Annotated in this window: 12 protein-coding genes; 5 read left to right on the top strand and 7 right to left on the bottom strand. The window is 68.8% G+C overall.

Annotation, left to right across the window (positions count from 1 at the left end):
• The first annotated feature begins 27 nt into the window (after positions 1-27).
• The gene (locus ACYVIH_RS01485) at positions 28-528 is read left to right on the top strand and encodes a SigE family RNA polymerase sigma factor (protein ID WP_460865160.1); all 501 of its coding nucleotides are present in this window, start codon (positions 28-30) and stop codon (positions 526-528) included.
• Positions 525-1,721 carry a PASTA domain-containing protein gene (locus tag ACYVIH_RS01480; RefSeq protein WP_460865158.1) on the top strand — a complete coding sequence of 399 codons (1,197 nt, stop codon included), beginning with the start codon at positions 525-527 and terminating at the stop codon, positions 1,719-1,721. Before ACYVIH_RS01485 ends, ACYVIH_RS01480 begins: the two co-directional genes overlap by 4 nt.
• A 45-nt stretch (positions 1,722-1,766) precedes the next feature.
• Here ACYVIH_RS01480 and ACYVIH_RS01475 read toward each other — a convergent pair whose 3' ends face one another.
• From ACYVIH_RS01475 to ACYVIH_RS01455, 5 genes are all read right to left on the bottom strand, one after another.
• On the bottom strand, positions 1,767-2,747 hold the full coding sequence (locus tag ACYVIH_RS01475) for a Fic family protein (protein WP_460865155.1): 981 nt from the start codon (positions 2,745-2,747) through the stop codon (positions 1,767-1,769).
• 584 nt (positions 2,748-3,331) lie between these two features.
• Complete coding sequence (locus ACYVIH_RS01470) at positions 3,332-3,571, bottom strand: helix-turn-helix domain-containing protein (RefSeq protein ID WP_460865151.1); 240 nt, start codon at positions 3,569-3,571, stop codon at positions 3,332-3,334.
• Between the two features lie 24 nt (positions 3,572-3,595).
• Positions 3,596-3,814 carry a helix-turn-helix transcriptional regulator gene (locus tag ACYVIH_RS01465; RefSeq protein ID WP_460865148.1) on the bottom strand — a complete coding sequence of 73 codons (219 nt, stop codon included), beginning with the start codon at positions 3,812-3,814 and terminating at the stop codon, positions 3,596-3,598.
• 105 nt (positions 3,815-3,919) lie between these two features.
• Positions 3,920-6,949 carry a MobF family relaxase gene (gene mobF, locus ACYVIH_RS01460; protein ID WP_460865146.1) on the bottom strand — a complete coding sequence of 1,010 codons (3,030 nt, stop codon included), beginning with the start codon at positions 6,947-6,949 and terminating at the stop codon, positions 3,920-3,922.
• A 171-nt stretch (positions 6,950-7,120) separates the two neighbouring features.
• Entirely contained in the window at positions 7,121-7,600 is a 480-nt protein-coding gene (locus tag ACYVIH_RS01455; RefSeq protein ID WP_460865748.1) for a hypothetical protein, read from the bottom strand.
• On the opposite strand from ACYVIH_RS01455, the gene ACYVIH_RS01450 reads away from it, so the two are divergent.
• Positions 7,560-7,892, top strand: a complete 333-nt coding sequence (locus ACYVIH_RS01450) for a DUF2243 domain-containing protein (RefSeq protein ID WP_460865721.1) — start codon at positions 7,560-7,562, stop codon at positions 7,890-7,892. The genes ACYVIH_RS01455 and ACYVIH_RS01450 overlap by 41 nt on opposite strands.
• Before the next feature lie 51 nt (positions 7,893-7,943).
• On the opposite strand, the gene ACYVIH_RS01445 is transcribed toward ACYVIH_RS01450, so the two are convergent.
• Positions 7,944-9,122, bottom strand: coding sequence for a cytochrome P450 (locus ACYVIH_RS01445; RefSeq protein ID WP_460865144.1), 1,179 nt, complete (start codon positions 9,120-9,122; stop codon positions 7,944-7,946).
• A 623-nt stretch (positions 9,123-9,745) separates the two neighbouring features.
• On the opposite strand from ACYVIH_RS01445, the gene ACYVIH_RS01440 reads away from it, so the two are divergent.
• A complete protein-coding gene (locus tag ACYVIH_RS01440) occupies positions 9,746-10,345 on the top strand; it encodes a TetR/AcrR family transcriptional regulator (protein WP_460865142.1) in 600 nt (199 codons plus the stop codon).
• Between the two features lie 29 nt (positions 10,346-10,374).
• Complete coding sequence (locus ACYVIH_RS01435) at positions 10,375-12,693, top strand: MMPL family transporter (RefSeq protein ID WP_277500433.1); 2,319 nt, start codon at positions 10,375-10,377, stop codon at positions 12,691-12,693.
• Positions 12,694-13,274: 581 nt separating this feature from the next.
• On the opposite strand, the gene ACYVIH_RS01430 is transcribed toward ACYVIH_RS01435, so the two are convergent.
• Positions 13,275-13,710: hypothetical protein (locus ACYVIH_RS01430; RefSeq protein ID WP_460865138.1), on the bottom strand; the 436-nt coding region annotated here is incomplete at its 5' end.

Genomic DNA, 13,710 nt, shown 5'->3' with positions numbered 1-13,710 from the left:
TGAAGGCAACGACAGGACCGGTGGGGCGTGAGCGAGGACGACGACTTCAGCCAGTACGTGGCGGCACGGTGGCCACGCCTGGTCAGGTCCGCCGTGCTCCTGGGATGCAACCGGGTCGAGGCAGAGGACATCGCCCAGACCACCCTGGAGCGCTGCTTGCTGAGCTGGGCGAGGGTGCAGCGGGCTGAGGACCGAGACGCCTACGTCCACCGGATCCTCATCAACACCCTCACCTCGTCGCGCCGGCGCCGGTGGACGGGTGAGCGGCCGACAGCGCAGCTGCCCGACCGTCTCCACGAAGATGGAACGGTCCGCGTCGACGACGCGGACGCGATCGGCCGGGCCCTCCAGCGGCTCACGGCCGACCAACGCAGCGTGGTGGTCCTTCGCTACTACGCCCACCTGAGTGAACTGCAGACAGCAGCCGTGCTCGGCGTCGCTCCCGGGACCGTCAAGAGCCGCCTGTCTCGGGCGCTGAGGTCGCTCGCCGAGGATCCTAGCCTGACCGAACTGCGAGGCACCCGATGAGCGAACCGAACTGGGGAGAGCTGCTCGAGCGAACGGCGGACCGAACCGCCGTCGGACCCGCACCGCTCGCGTCGATCCGGGCCGGAGTGGCTCGGCGACGTCGGCGTCGGGCGCTGGCGGTGGCGGGGGCGAGCGCCGCCGCCGTGGTCGCCGTCATCGGCGCGACTGCGGTCCTGACACCGGCGGTGGCACCGCAGTCCCCTCGACCTCCAGCCACCACCGATGGCCCCGCGCCGATCCCGGACGGCACCCGCCTGGTCGGTCTGGGCAACCTCGCGATCGCAGTGCCCGAGGAGTGGGGCACCAACCGGACTCGGTGCGGCACGCCGATGAAGGACACTGTCGTGATCAACGTCGGCGTCGTCGAGTCGTGCGCGATCGCGCGCCCGGCAGGTGTGGAGAGCGTCGAGCTCGTCCAGGGCGAGCCCCGCTTCGACTTCGAGGTCGACAGCACGATCACGGTCGACGGTGAGGAAGCACAGCGCCAGCGCACCACCTGCACCCGCGAGACCATCGGGGAGGTCCGGGTCTGCTCGGGAACCGTGTACTTCCCGGATCACGAGACGTGGTTCCGCGCCGAGTCCTCCACCGGGCCCGGCGAGGTCGACCGCACCCTCGATCAGATTCGGCTGGTCCCCGACGAGGTCGGCGTCCCGGCCTTCCAGCCGCTCGCCGTCAACGCGCAAGGCCGCTCGGGTGAGCGGTACGTCGCGCGGCTGACCGAGCAGGGGTTCGATGTCGAGGTGCAGACGCGCACGATCTCGGCAGGTAAGCCGGGCTACGTGCTGGACGCCTCTCCCGCCCCGGGCACCATGCTCCCCCCGGGGTCGACGGTCACCATCACCGTCATCGCCGAACCGGCTGGTCCGGCCGACGAGGTGTCCGTCGGGGTCGGCACCGACAGCGACGACGACCGCGAACAGTTCGCCACCGACGAGCAGATCCGCGCCGGCGACACCACGCTGCACCTACGGGTGGGCGAACGCATCTGGGCCTACGCCCACGGCAAGCGCGCCAACACCCTCGCCGGAGACCTACAGGGCCAGGCACTGACGGTCGACGACTGGACCGACGGCCCCAACTACCCCCACGCCTGGATCGCCACCACACCGGGACGAGCGGTCATCGCGCTGAGCATCGAGGCCGACGGCGACGTGGTCGACCTCGGGAGGGTCACCGTGGTGGTGGAATGAGTGCGCATGCATCGGGCAGCGCCCGGCGGCGACGGCTCGTGTTCGTCAGCTCCGCTTCTCGGGCTTCGGTAGGCGCTTGTGCTTGTTCGCCTGGTAGTCCTCGAGCCAGTTCCTCGAGCTGAGCCAGGTGCCGTTGGGCGACTTCTGAGCTCGAAGGCGACCTCGCTCGGCGGCGGCTCGAAGCGCGCCGACGGTAGTGCCGGCCTTCTCGTCGGCCAGACTGGCCAGCGGCACGAGGCGTGCGGGGCCGGCAACGGCTGGTACGACGAACCGGTAGAGGTTGTTGGTCACCGCGCGGGCGATGAGCTCACCCAAGGGTCCGTAGTCTCCTGCGTCTGCCTTGCGCATCGCGGCGAGGTACTTGGCGCGCTCGTTCTTGAAGACGATCGCCGGCGGGTAGCCGAGCCGGACCAGGAGAAGGTTGAGCAGCAGTCGTCCCGCGCGGCCGTTGCCGTCGAGGAACGGGTGGATCCTCTCGAACTCGTTGTGCAGCCTCGCCAGCCGCTCGGGAAACGGGACGTCGCTCTCGTGGCGCAGATGGTTGACCTGCTCGACCCAGTCGGTCATCCGGTGGTCGACTTCAGGAAAGGGCGGTGGGGTCATGCCCTCGGGAAAGGGTTGGATGTCGTGCTGTCGCCAGTTGCCGGGAGTCTCTGCCGAAGTCGCGTGGGGATGGGGCGCGACTCCCCAGACCGGCTCCATGGCCTCGAAATGAACTGTGCGGACCTCCTGGATGCTGAGGAGATCCCCGGTGGTCCAGTCGCCCGGTTCCAACGCCTGGCCGTAGACCCACTTGGCCGCATTGCCGTAGCCGACGACCTCCATGTACTCCTTGAGTTCCTTGGAGCCGACGGCGCGGCCCTCGTCGAGAAGCTTGCGGACCTCGTTGAGGATCAGCGTGTTGCCCTCGAGCGCGGTGGAATGGTGGGCCTCCTGGTGCCACAGCTCTGCCCAGATCTCCTCGGCCTCGGTGGGGCTGGGAAGCCCGCCCATGCGCGTACGGAGGTCGTCGATGGCCTCTTCCATGCGGTCATAGATGCTCTGGCGTGAGGGGCGTCCGCGGGGCATGTGATGCCTTTCCCGAACATCGACGACTGGAGTTGTCGAGGTTTGACTGAACTAAATGGAACAAGACAACTTCTCGGGTACGACGGTACAGGAATTTGTCGCGCCTTCGAACTATTAAATCGAGCACGACAACTCGGTCACGGCACGCGCGGTGCGGACTCGGAGACGGAGGTCGCCTAACGCAGCTCACCCGTGCATCAGGAGATGGTGTGGCCGCTCCGGACCCCTCGACCCAACAGCGCTGATGTTGTATCGGGAGCGGCGGCTCGATCACGAACCTTGTCCACAGCGCCGAGGGCGATCAGTCCGTCACACTCAGCGCACAGCGCCCACCACCGAGCCGGGGCCGTGGACTCCACGAGCCGACCCGAGTCACCGTCCGGCTCCACGACGTACCACCAGGCAGGGGGACCGTCGGTGCACAAGGCGCACCGGTCAGGCGCGTCATCAGGGGGGCTCTCGCTCGAAGGCACGACATCGAACGACCCGCTGTAGGACTCCACGCCCCCAGCGTGGCAGACGGGTCATCCAAGGACGCTCGCTCAGAGCTTCGAGCGGCGCCGGTCGCGCTGCGTGGGGATGCAGGTCGCGGTGACGGGCTGCTCGCCGGCGTTGATGAGCTCGTCGAGGTGCTCGAGGCGGAAGCGGACGTGCTTGCCGATGCGGGTGCAGCGGACCTTGCGCTGACGGACCGCGTCGGCGATCCAGCGGGAGGGGACGTTGAGGTACTCGGCCGCTTCGTCGATGTTCAGTAGCGGCCTGTAGGGCACGGGGTCGGACATGGCTGCCTTCTGTCGTGGTTCCTGTCAGCTCGAGGCGGCGCCGCGGTGCTTGGCGTTGAGCCAGGCGCGGACGTCGCCTCGGCGGTAGCGGACCCAGCGACCGACCTTGAAGCTGTGTGGGCCGGCTCCCAGGTGGCGCCAGTAGCGCAGGGTGCCCACGGGCACGCGGAGCATCTGCGAGACCTCGTCGATCGAGAGCAGCTCGTCGTTGGGGTTCGGGGCGGTCGGGTTGGGTCGGTCCATGGCGGTCTCCTCGATGAACGGTTACACCGTCCATAGGCGAACTACGACCGCGCTCGTGGACAACCCGCTGCCATCCAAGACGCTCAACCTGGTGCGCAACGCCGGTCACAACCCGACGCCCGGGTCGCTCCTGCTCCGCGGCTGAAGGTGCGCCTCGGGACGGCGAGGCGTCTGCTGCGCTCGGAGGCGGGCCTCGCGCCGCGCTCGCTGGGTGTCCTCACGCTGCCGCTGCCAGGCTTCGCGGTGCCGGTGGATCCGCTCGGGCGGGAAGCCGTGGAGGGCGGGATCCTGAAGCAGATCCTGCACCCGCGTCCTGGTCACCTCGAGCCGCGCGCGCTCTCGGGCGATGGAGGCCTCGATCGCCGCGACACGGTCGGGAGCGGCCATCTCTGGACGGCTGTACAGGTCGCGATAGCGGTTCCAGCGGTCGAGCGAGTCGAGCACATCGGCCTCTTCGGTCCAGGCGTCACGCAGCCGCGCCAGAGTGGGGTGGAGGCGCCGGTTGGGGCCGTACCGGGCGATGTCGTCGGCGGCGAGCCGGGCGGCGTGCGCGGGGCCGAGGTCGGTTCGGTCGCGGGAGAAGACCTCCTGCCACTGACGGCGAGCGTCGTCGACGTCGTCGGCGACCAGGTGGGCGACGTTGTCGTGGCGGCCGCGGGTCATCCCGACGTACGCCGAGGCGGCGCTGGTGTGCTCACCCAGGACGACGTGGCCGGTGTGGCTGGTCTCGCCCTGGGCGCCGTACACGGTGGTGGCGTAGGCGAGCTCGACCTGCTCCCACGCATATGCGGCCGGCACGACGCGGGATTCGCGGTGGCCTCGGCGCAGGGTCAGGGCGCCGTCGTCGGCGACGGCGGTGACGGTCCAGGTGTCGCGGTTGGCCACGCCGAGGTCGCGGTCGTTGCGGCGGGTGGCCACCCGGTCTCCCACCCCGATCCGCTCCCCAGCATCGGTGACCACCACGCGCTGGTCGTCGACCCGCCCGGCCGCGACGAGACGGTCCCGGACGGCGCCGTTCAGAGCGGCGACCTGGTCGTGGGTGTCGGCCATCACCAGAACACCGGTGCGGCCGGAGAGCACGGCGGCGGCGGCCGCCTCGGCGAGTGCCTGGCAGCGTTCGGCCTCGCTTGCGTGCAGACGGATCTGGCCACGGGCGAGGAGCACGTCGAACACCTCACCAGGACCCTCACCACGCACCTCACCAGAGCCGCCTGAGGCAGTGCTACGCACGGGATTGCCGGTGCGCATCGCGAGGCTGAGCTCGGCGTACTCGGGGTCGGCGAACCGGTGCACGGTCTCCAGCCGCAGCACCCACCGTGGGTCGGACCAGCGCACGGCGAGGTCGAGGACGCCACCGCGGCCGACGGCAGGGAGCTGGTGCCGGTCCCCGACCAGGGCGACCCTGGCGCCAGCCTCGTCCGCAACCGTGAACAGGGCATGGGCGATGTCCTGGTCGAGCATCCCAGCCTCGTCGACCAGCAGCAGGTCACCCCGCCGCAACCTCGCCTCAGGCACCGGTTCGGGTGCGTCGACGCGGCTCCAGTGGCCGCGGTCGTCCCAACGGAACCCGTGCTGGTGCACCAACCACGCCGCGGTGGTCGCGAACGCGCCGAGCTCACGACCGGCGACCTCGGCCGCCTTCAAGCTGGGTGCCACCACACACAGCCGATGTCCGCGCTCTGACACCGCCTGTGCGGCGGCACGGAGAGTGGTGGTCTTGCCGGCGCCGGCCGGTCCCTCGAGCACGAGCAGCTCGGCGTATCCGGCGAGGGCGGCGACCGCGGTCCGCTGGGCCTCGTCCAACCCCGGAGCGTCCTCGCGGCGAAGGGCGGCGAGACCGGACGGGCGATTCGTCCTGGCGCTCATCCTGGACACCAGGTCGGCCTCGACCTCGAGCACCCGAGGCGAGGTCCACGCCCGGACGTGCTCGGGCACGTCATCGCCCGGCAGCAACGGCTGGGACCTCTCCAGCGCGCGGTGGGTGAGGTCCTCGGTGAGGTCGAACCGCACCTCCGCAGCGGCGACCAGACCAGTGGCGGCCACCCACCGCTCCACCTCACCCCGCACATCGGCATGGTTCCACGCCGAGCGGCGAGCGGCGAGCCGGGTCAGGACCGTGGCGACCGCCTGGTCGCGATCCAGCGTCCCCGGTCGGAGGCCAGCAGCTGGCGTATCCGCTGGGCGCTCAGAAGGTCGGTAGCCGAGTGCGTGCAGTTCCTCGGTCCACCGTGCGACGAGCTCCGCGCCGTCGGCGGGGACCACCTTGTCGGGACGGGCCTGCTTCCAGGCGCGGCGGTCCCAGGCCTGCCGGAGCGTCGGGCCGGGCTCCTCACCGGGATGCGCCGCCCGCCAGTCGGCCTCGTAGCGGTCGATGTGACGGCTGATCTGCGCCGCCCGGGCACTGAACCGCCCGGTGTACGGCGCCAGCTCCGCGACCTCCCCGGACACCGGGTCCAAGCTGAGGCCGACCCGGGCGAGAGTCGCCCGGAGCTCGGGGTCGGTGGCCATGGCTGCGTGGCCGATGCCGTTCAGCGCCTCGATCGAGTCCCGGAACCCGACCGTGTGCAGACCACGCCACTGCCCGGCGGCGAACACCCGGGCGTTGAACTGCAGATGCAGGTGTCGGTGCGGGTCGCCGGCACGCGACGTGTAGTGCCGGACAGTGACCGCCTCGATTCGCTCGACCGGGACCTGCACCTGGCGGCCGCGTGGCCCGACCCGGGTGGTCGCGTGGGCGGCGACCCAACCGATGATCTGCTCCGCCGCACGGTCCTGCGCCGCGTCGTACGCCGCGGCGACCTCCGGGTGCAGCGCCGCCGCCAGCGACCACGTCTTCGGTCCGTTCACGGTCACCTCCACGAACCGCACCGCCTTCGCGTCCGCCCGCAGCCGACCCCGCGGCGTACCGGTGACCGGGTCGTGGCCGGCGACCCAGCGCTCGTAGGCGTCACCGTCCAGGTCTCCGAGATCGACCACTGACCCGTGAGGGCCGCTCCCCTCTGACCTGGCGGAGAAGCGGCGAGCTAGCCCGGTGCCCTCGGCCAGGTAGTAGTCGTCGACCCGGGACCGGTCGGCCTCGACGTAGGCGCGCGCCGCGGAAGCCGCTCCGCGGTAGACCTTGACGCCACCCTGCATGCCCAACCACAACCAACGATCGGCCCTGAAACGGATCGTGGGCCGCCCGAACCCGGGCGACCCATCTACGTCGTTCGTAGCATGCGTGCCGACTGTGGTGAGGTCGTCGAAACGCGGCTGCGACGAAGGTTTGTGGACGAGATTCTCGGCGTCGACGATGCCCGACGACGGTCAGCGTGACGACGTCCTTGCCGCGGTGCGCATCTCGGCTTCCCGCCAACTACGCGCTGGCAAGAACAGGGAGCTTCTTCTGGTGTCCTCTAGATGGTTGTTGACCGGATGATCGCTCTCGGGGGCGGTGTGGTCGCGCTCGACGGTCAGCGGGCGTCCTGGGGGGGATGGCTTGGCTAGCAGCGACGGTGGGGTGGCCCCCCGGGGCGGGGGGTTCTCGGGCCGTGGGGCGTCTTCGTCGTCGGTGAGATGTGCGTCGGGGTCGACGGAGGTCTCGAACGCGGCGGCGAGGTCCTCGCCCGAGGTGTGTCCCCGGGGCTGTCGCAACGGGGTCTCGCGCAGGAACAGCGGGATGACGAAGCCGAGGATCGCGAACGGTACAGCGGCGAGGATCGTGGTCTGCAGCGCCTCGGCGAACCCGGTCGTGACCGCGAGATGGATGGGCTCGGGAGCGCGGCGATCTCTGGCTGGGTCCGTCACCGCAATCAAGGCTTGGCGTGGAGGCCGTTTCGCTCCGAGTTGGTCCTTCCATTTCGGCCTGGTTCTCGCGGGGTGGGGGATCTTCAACCTGGTGGAGGGCATCGTCAATCATCACCTGCTCGGTGTTCACTATGTGCGCGACGACATCGGCGCCCCACTGTCGTGGGATCTCGGGTTCCTAGCGTTCGGCGTGCCACTGGTCATCAGTGGGTGGCTGCTGCACAAGCGCGGTTCAGCGGTGATGGAGCGACGGGCACGAGCAGTGGCACGCCGAGCCTCGGTCGGCAGCTGAAGAGGAACTGCGTGTGGCTGTCGCCCGCGCCGGACCTTCCTCCGACCTGCGCTACTCCAGGGGCAGGGACAGGTAGCCGCGGATGGGGCCAGAGCGGAGTCGAACGGCCGAATCCAGGTCGACTTCCCAGTCCGGTTGGCGGGCGAGGAGTGCCTGCAGCGCGATGCGCGCTTCGAGCCGCGCCAGCGCCGCGCCGAGACAGAAGTGGATCCCACGTCCAAACGCGACCTGCCGTTCGGGAGCGCGATGGAGGTCGAAGTGGTCGGCGTCTGAGAATGCCTGGTCGTCTCGGTTGGCGGAGCCGAAGAGCAGCAGCACGGTTTCGCCAGTCGCCATGTGTTGTCCGTGCACGTCGACCGGCCGGGTAAGGGTGCGCGACAGGCCCTGGACGGGGGAGTCGTAGCGGAGCAGCTCTTCGACGGCGCCGGGAACGAGTTCTGGGCGGTCCGCCAGTTGCCGGCGGCTATCGGGCTGCTGAGCGAGCACGACCGCGCTGTTGGAGAGCAGGTTCGTGGTGGTCTCGTGTCCGGCCACGAGCAGCAGCAGACAGAAGCCGAGGAGCTCATCCTCGCTGAGGCGTTCGCCGTCGGCGTCGGCCTGGACCAGCGCGCTCATGAGGTCGTCCTGAGGGTGCGCGCGTCGTTCAGCAAGAAACTCTGAGAAGTAGTCGTAGAGGGATGTGGCGGCCTCCAGACCGGGGCCGAACTCGCCACGGGTGGGGTTGGACTGGATGAGGGTGGTGGACCAGGTGCGGAAACGGTCACGGTCTGCCCGCGGCACGCCCAGCATGTCGGCGATCACGATGGCCGGCAGGGGTCCGGAGAACCCGGAGACGAAGTCCCACCCGCCCGACTTTGGTGAATCATCGAGAAGGCCGTTCACGATGGAGTGGATGTGGGGTTCGAGTGCGGCGATTCGCCGGGGGGTGAACGCCTTGCTGACGATCTTGCGCAGCGCGGTATGCCGCGGTGGGTCGGTCATGATGAGCATGGGCAAGAACAACTGGGTCATGTCCACCCCGGGAGGGGTCGGGAAGATCCCGGACGCCGAGGAGTAGGTCGCCGGGTCGGCGAGGGCCGCGCAGACGTCGACGTATCGGCTGAGCACCCAGGTGTTTGCCTGCTCCGACCAGTAGGCGGGGACTTCACTGCGCAGCTGCCGGTAGACCGGGTAAGGGTCAGCGATGATGTCGGGATCGAACGGGCTGTAGGTCAGCTGCTGGTTGCTCATCGGTATCTCCAGGTGGCTTCATCGTCTGCTTCGTTCCCAGGCGCCCTCGACGCCGCTCCACCTTCGAACGGCCGGATCTGGTGTGGCGTGTGGTTCGCCTGTGCAGTGCCGCGAGGGGCGCAACGGCAGGAGGCGGCGATCGGCCTGGGGCCGTGGACTATCAGACAACCCTCTCAGTTTCAACAATGAGTTTGTACTCTGAGTACAGCACACCCCGTCACTCAAGTCGAGACTCCTGGCGGCGCCAAAGTGTCGTCCGGTGCCGACTCAGCGCACCCCAGACGGAGGACTCACCCACGCCGCGCCGCTCGCCTCATGGCGAGGCCCAGAGCAGCGGTGATGACGATCAGGTCTTGGCTCAGCAGGGCGGTCGGCATTCCGAGGATCCGCTGGGGGATGCTGTGCTGGTCGTAGGGCGAGCTGCCGGGTATGAACCGGGTCAGGTTGAACGGCGCCGCCCAGCAGGGCGATCGGCAGCAGTGCCGCGCCGGTGACCAGCCGCTCCGAGGAGGGGTCGCGCGGCCGGCGACTGCGCAGCGGCCGGTCCGGGGGGCCGCGACCAGAATGTGATGTGCAGATCAGGCAATTTTGCCTGTTGGGCAAGTGCCTGGGAGGCTATGGCCGTGACCCAAGGCCTGAGGGAGAGGAAGCGTGCGGCGACGGCACAGGCGCTTGCCGAGGCTGCCTTTGGCCTGGCGAAGGAGCGCGGCCTGGACGGGTTCGTGATCGACGAGGTCGCAGAGTTGGCCGGCTACTCGCGTCGTACGTTCGCGAACCACTACCCCTGCAAGGAAGCGGCGGTGGCATCGGTCGCCTACGCCGGTATTGAGGCTGCCGCCGACGCACTCGAGGACGTGTCGGATGGGCGCCCGTTACTGGACGCGGTCGAGGTCGTGCTGCGGCTGCAGTTGGCGACAGCGGGGCTTTCCCGGATGCGGGAGGTCCTGGCGTTGGCGCGCGCGCATCCATCGTTGGAGCCTCACGTCTATCACGTCCAGCACCGGATGCGGTTGGAGGTCGAGGAGCGGGTGGCCGCCGTGGCGGCCGGACGCTATCCGGCTTCCTACCTCACCCTGTTGGTCGGCGCCGTCTACGGCATGGTCTCCACCGCGCTGGAGGGGCTCGTCGACGTCCGCCTTCCTGGCGATCCGCCGAGTCGCGACGCCGTGGAGTTCGACGAGTTCCTGACTGAGGTCTTCAATCACCTCCGTACCGGGTTCTGACCCGCACATCACTCGCTGAGGAGCAGCCCATGTCCACGTTCTTGTACCGCCTCGGGCGCGGTTGCTTCGGCAAGCCCTGGCCCATCATCGTCGGGTGGGTGTTGGTGCTGGCTGCCGTCGTGGCTGCACTGGTGGTCAACGGGGTGAAGGTGACCTCGGAGATGAAGATCGACAACACCGAGGCCCAGCAGGTTCTCGATCGGGTCTCTCGGGAGCTGCCGGAGGCATCGGGAGGCCAGGCCAGTGTGGTGTTCACCGTTCCAGACGGCGACCGGCTGGATACCCCCGCGCGGATGGCCGCGATCGCTGAGACGGTCCAGGACGTCTACGAGCTGGACCAGGTCATCAACCCGGCTGACTTGAGCCAGGGTCAGGGGCAGCCGCCGGGAGGGCCTGGGGCTGACCAGCCGGAAAGCGGGCCGGGGACGGCGCCGCCGTACCAGCCGCTGGTCCTCGACGGGACCCCGGTGCCGGGGGTGCTGGTCTCGACTCAGGCGCCAGTGGCGCTGTTCCAGTTCCAGTTCACCGTGCCGTCCACGTCGCTGACCGACGATCAGGTCTCCGCGGTCTTGTCGGTCGTCGAGGATGCGGAGCGGGGCACCGGTCTGCGGGTCCTGCCGAGTGACTCGCTGAAGGCGATCGAGATCCCGGTCGGCGCCGCCGAGGTGGTCGGTCTCGCGGTCGCGGCCGTGGTCCTCGTTCTTACGCTTGGCTCGCTCGTCGCCGCTGGCCTTCCATTGATCACCGCCCTCGTCGGGGTCGGGGTGGGCGTGGGAACGGCGTTTGCCCTGTCGACGACGGTGGAGATGAACACCGCAACCCCTGTCCTGGCGTTGATGATCGGCCTCGCGGTGGGAATCGACTACGCGTTGTTCGTGGTCAACCGGCAGCGGCGACTGATCATCGATCGCGACCTCGACGCCCGCGAGGCGGCTGGCCGGGCGGTTGGAACGGCAGGCAGCGCCGTGCTCTTCGCCGGTCTCACCGTGATCGTGGCCTTGGTCGCGCTCACCGTCATTGGCATCTCCATGCTCACCACCATGGCTCTGGTCGCCGCGGCCACGGTGCTGCTCGCTGTCCTCATCGCGCTGACCCTGCTGCCGGCTCTGCTCGGACTGATCGGGGAGCGGATCGTGTCGGCCAAAGCCCGCAAGAAGGGGCATACCCGCCGGGAGGAGGACAGCCACAGCGTGGCCGACCACTGGGTCAAGGCGGTGGTGCGGTTCCGTTGGCCGGTGATCCTCGGTGTAGTGGCGGTCTTGGGGGTGGGTGCCGTTCCCGCGGCGAGCATGGACCTCGGCTTGCCGACGGGTGCCAGCGCAAACACCGACACCGCCGCGCGGCAGAGCTACGAGGCGGTCACCCGCGGGTTCGGTGAGGGGTACAACGGTCCGTTGCTGGTGACCGTGGAGTCCGCCGATGGCGCCGCCGTCACGCCTCGGACCCTCGGCGCGGTGACCCAACAGCTCCAGCAGCGCAAGGAGATCGTCGCTGCGGTGCCAGTGGGCACCAGTCAGGACGGGGAGATGGCAGTCCTCAGTGTCATCCCCACCTCGGGCCCAGACGACGATGCCACGGCCGACCTCGTTCAGGCGCTCCGTTCACCCAGCTCGGCTGTCGCCCAGGATCATGACGTCGTGATCGGCGTCACTGGCTTCACCGCTATCGGCATCGACATGTCCGACCGGCTCGCCGAGATCGTCCCGCTGTACCTGATCATCATTGTGGGGCTGTCGCTCCTGATTCTGCTGGTGGTGTTCCGGTCACTCGTCGTACCGATCCAGGCCACGCTCGGGTTCCTGCTCAGCATCTTGGCGACCTTCGGGGTGACCACTGCGGTGTTCTCTTGGGGATGGCTTGGCTGGATGGTGGGGGTCGACACCGGCGGGCCATTGTTCAGCTTCATCCCGGTCATCGTCACCGGAATCCTCTATGGGCTAGCGATGGACTACCAGGTCTTCCTGGTCTCCTCGATGCGCGAGTCCCACGTCCACGGCCACCACGGCGAGGCCGGCGTGGTTCACGGTTTCGATCAGGCCAGCCGTGTCGTGGTCGCCGCCGCGGTGATCATGGTCTCGGTGTTCGCCGGCTTCATCTTCAGCCATGACGTGATGATCAAGCAGATCGGCTTCGCGCTTGCGATCGGCATCCTCATCGACGCCTTCTTGGTCCGCATGACCTTGACTCCGGCGCTGATGTCGCTGTTCGGCGACAAGGCCTGGTGGTTGCCGCGTTGGCTGGACCGGATGCTGCCCGACCTCGATGTCGAGGGCGACAGGCTCCTGCGCATGCTCACGGAACGTCAGGACACGGAGGTGGCGCGTCGTCCTGAGGTCATCGGCAAGTAGTGGCCCGCCCTCACGGCCGCGTGCGAAGGAGGGGGCGGTGTGGCCGGGGCGCGTGCTGGTCTGCGTCACCGGCACATGTAGCGAGCCTGGCTCGGCCCGTACGGGATGAAGGGATCCGCCCGCTCGCGCGACTATCGAAGCGGCCTCGGTCGGCCGTGGCCGCGGCGTACCCTTGGCCGCGTCCCGCCGTGAGGCTCATTCACCGGCGGGGAGCACCGAAGCCGGAGGAATTCCTCGATCTCGCGCAGGCCGCGCGCGATGTCTCTGTCGATACGGCTCCTTCGTCGCTGCTCGCGCCGCTCAAGCCAGTCACGCTCCCATTGCTGCCACTCGCGGTAGCCGCCACATCCGAACCACCAGCAACTCCCGAAGGCCACCATTCCGCCATAGAGCCACCACGCCGCATGCCACACCACGTCGGAGAGCAGGTCCGCCATTGGCTGCCAGACAGGCCCGCGGTTCATTGGGTCACCCCCAACGGACGCGAACGGGAAGAGAGAAGCGTCCGGATGGCAGCACGCTACATGCCGTCGTGCATGCACGTAAGTCCGTCACGAGTGGGTAGCGCTCGGCCACCCGGATCACCAGAGGTTCGGGCCTGTCTTCTCATCGAGATTTCGCACATGCCGCGCGACACGTATGAGGATTCGCTGCAGTCGGTCGAAGTACCCGGGTAGCTGCTCGAGCACGGCGGTGCTCCGGTTGAGACGTTCCAGGCTCTCGGGGAGTGGCCCCGCGGTGTCTGCGAGCCTCCGCATCGGCCTCCTCACCTCCGTCAGTGGCTCGACGAGGTCGCGATCGAGCCGACGTAGCGAGGTCTGGAGGCCCTCGAGCTGCCCGGAGAGGGCCGCGATCTTGGGGGCGGCCTCGCCGAGCGGCTTGGAGGTCCGCTGCAGGGCCGCCAGGTCATCCAAGAGTTGGTTGATCTGGCCGGCGAGGGTTTCGATGTGCTGATGACGCTCAGGTGAATCTCCCCAGTTCTGCTCACTGAATTTCCCCACCCCATGGCCCCATCCG

It is taken from the genome of Nocardioides pakistanensis, assembly GCF_054781215.1.
Note: the sequence above shows the minus strand (reverse complement) of the source record. Positions and strands in the feature narration are given on the sequence as shown.

Excerpts from the sequence above, each read along its gene's own strand:
- ACYVIH_RS01450 (WP_460865721.1), top strand. The coding sequence starts at position 7,560 with ATGGGCTCGGGAGCGCGGCGATCTCTGGCTGGGTCCGTCACCGCAATC.
- ACYVIH_RS01475 (WP_460865155.1), bottom strand. The coding sequence starts at position 2,747 with ATGGAAGAGGCCATCGACGACCTCCGTACGCGCATGGGCGGGCTTCCC.
- ACYVIH_RS01480 (WP_460865158.1), top strand. The coding sequence starts at position 525 with ATGAGCGAACCGAACTGGGGAGAGCTGCTCGAGCGAACGGCGGACCGA.
- ACYVIH_RS01435 (WP_277500433.1), top strand. The coding sequence starts at position 10,375 with ATGTCCACGTTCTTGTACCGCCTCGGGCGCGGTTGCTTCGGCAAGCCC.
- ACYVIH_RS01465 (WP_460865148.1), bottom strand. The coding sequence starts at position 3,814 with ATGGACCGACCCAACCCGACCGCCCCGAACCCCAACGACGAGCTGCTC.
- ACYVIH_RS01445 (WP_460865144.1), bottom strand. The coding sequence starts at position 9,122 with ATGAGCAACCAGCAGCTGACCTACAGCCCGTTCGATCCCGACATCATC.
- ACYVIH_RS01470 (WP_460865151.1), bottom strand. The coding sequence starts at position 3,571 with ATGTCCGACCCCGTGCCCTACAGGCCGCTACTGAACATCGACGAAGCG.
- mobF (WP_460865146.1), bottom strand. The coding sequence starts at position 6,949 with ATGCAGGGTGGCGTCAAGGTCTACCGCGGAGCGGCTTCCGCGGCGCGC.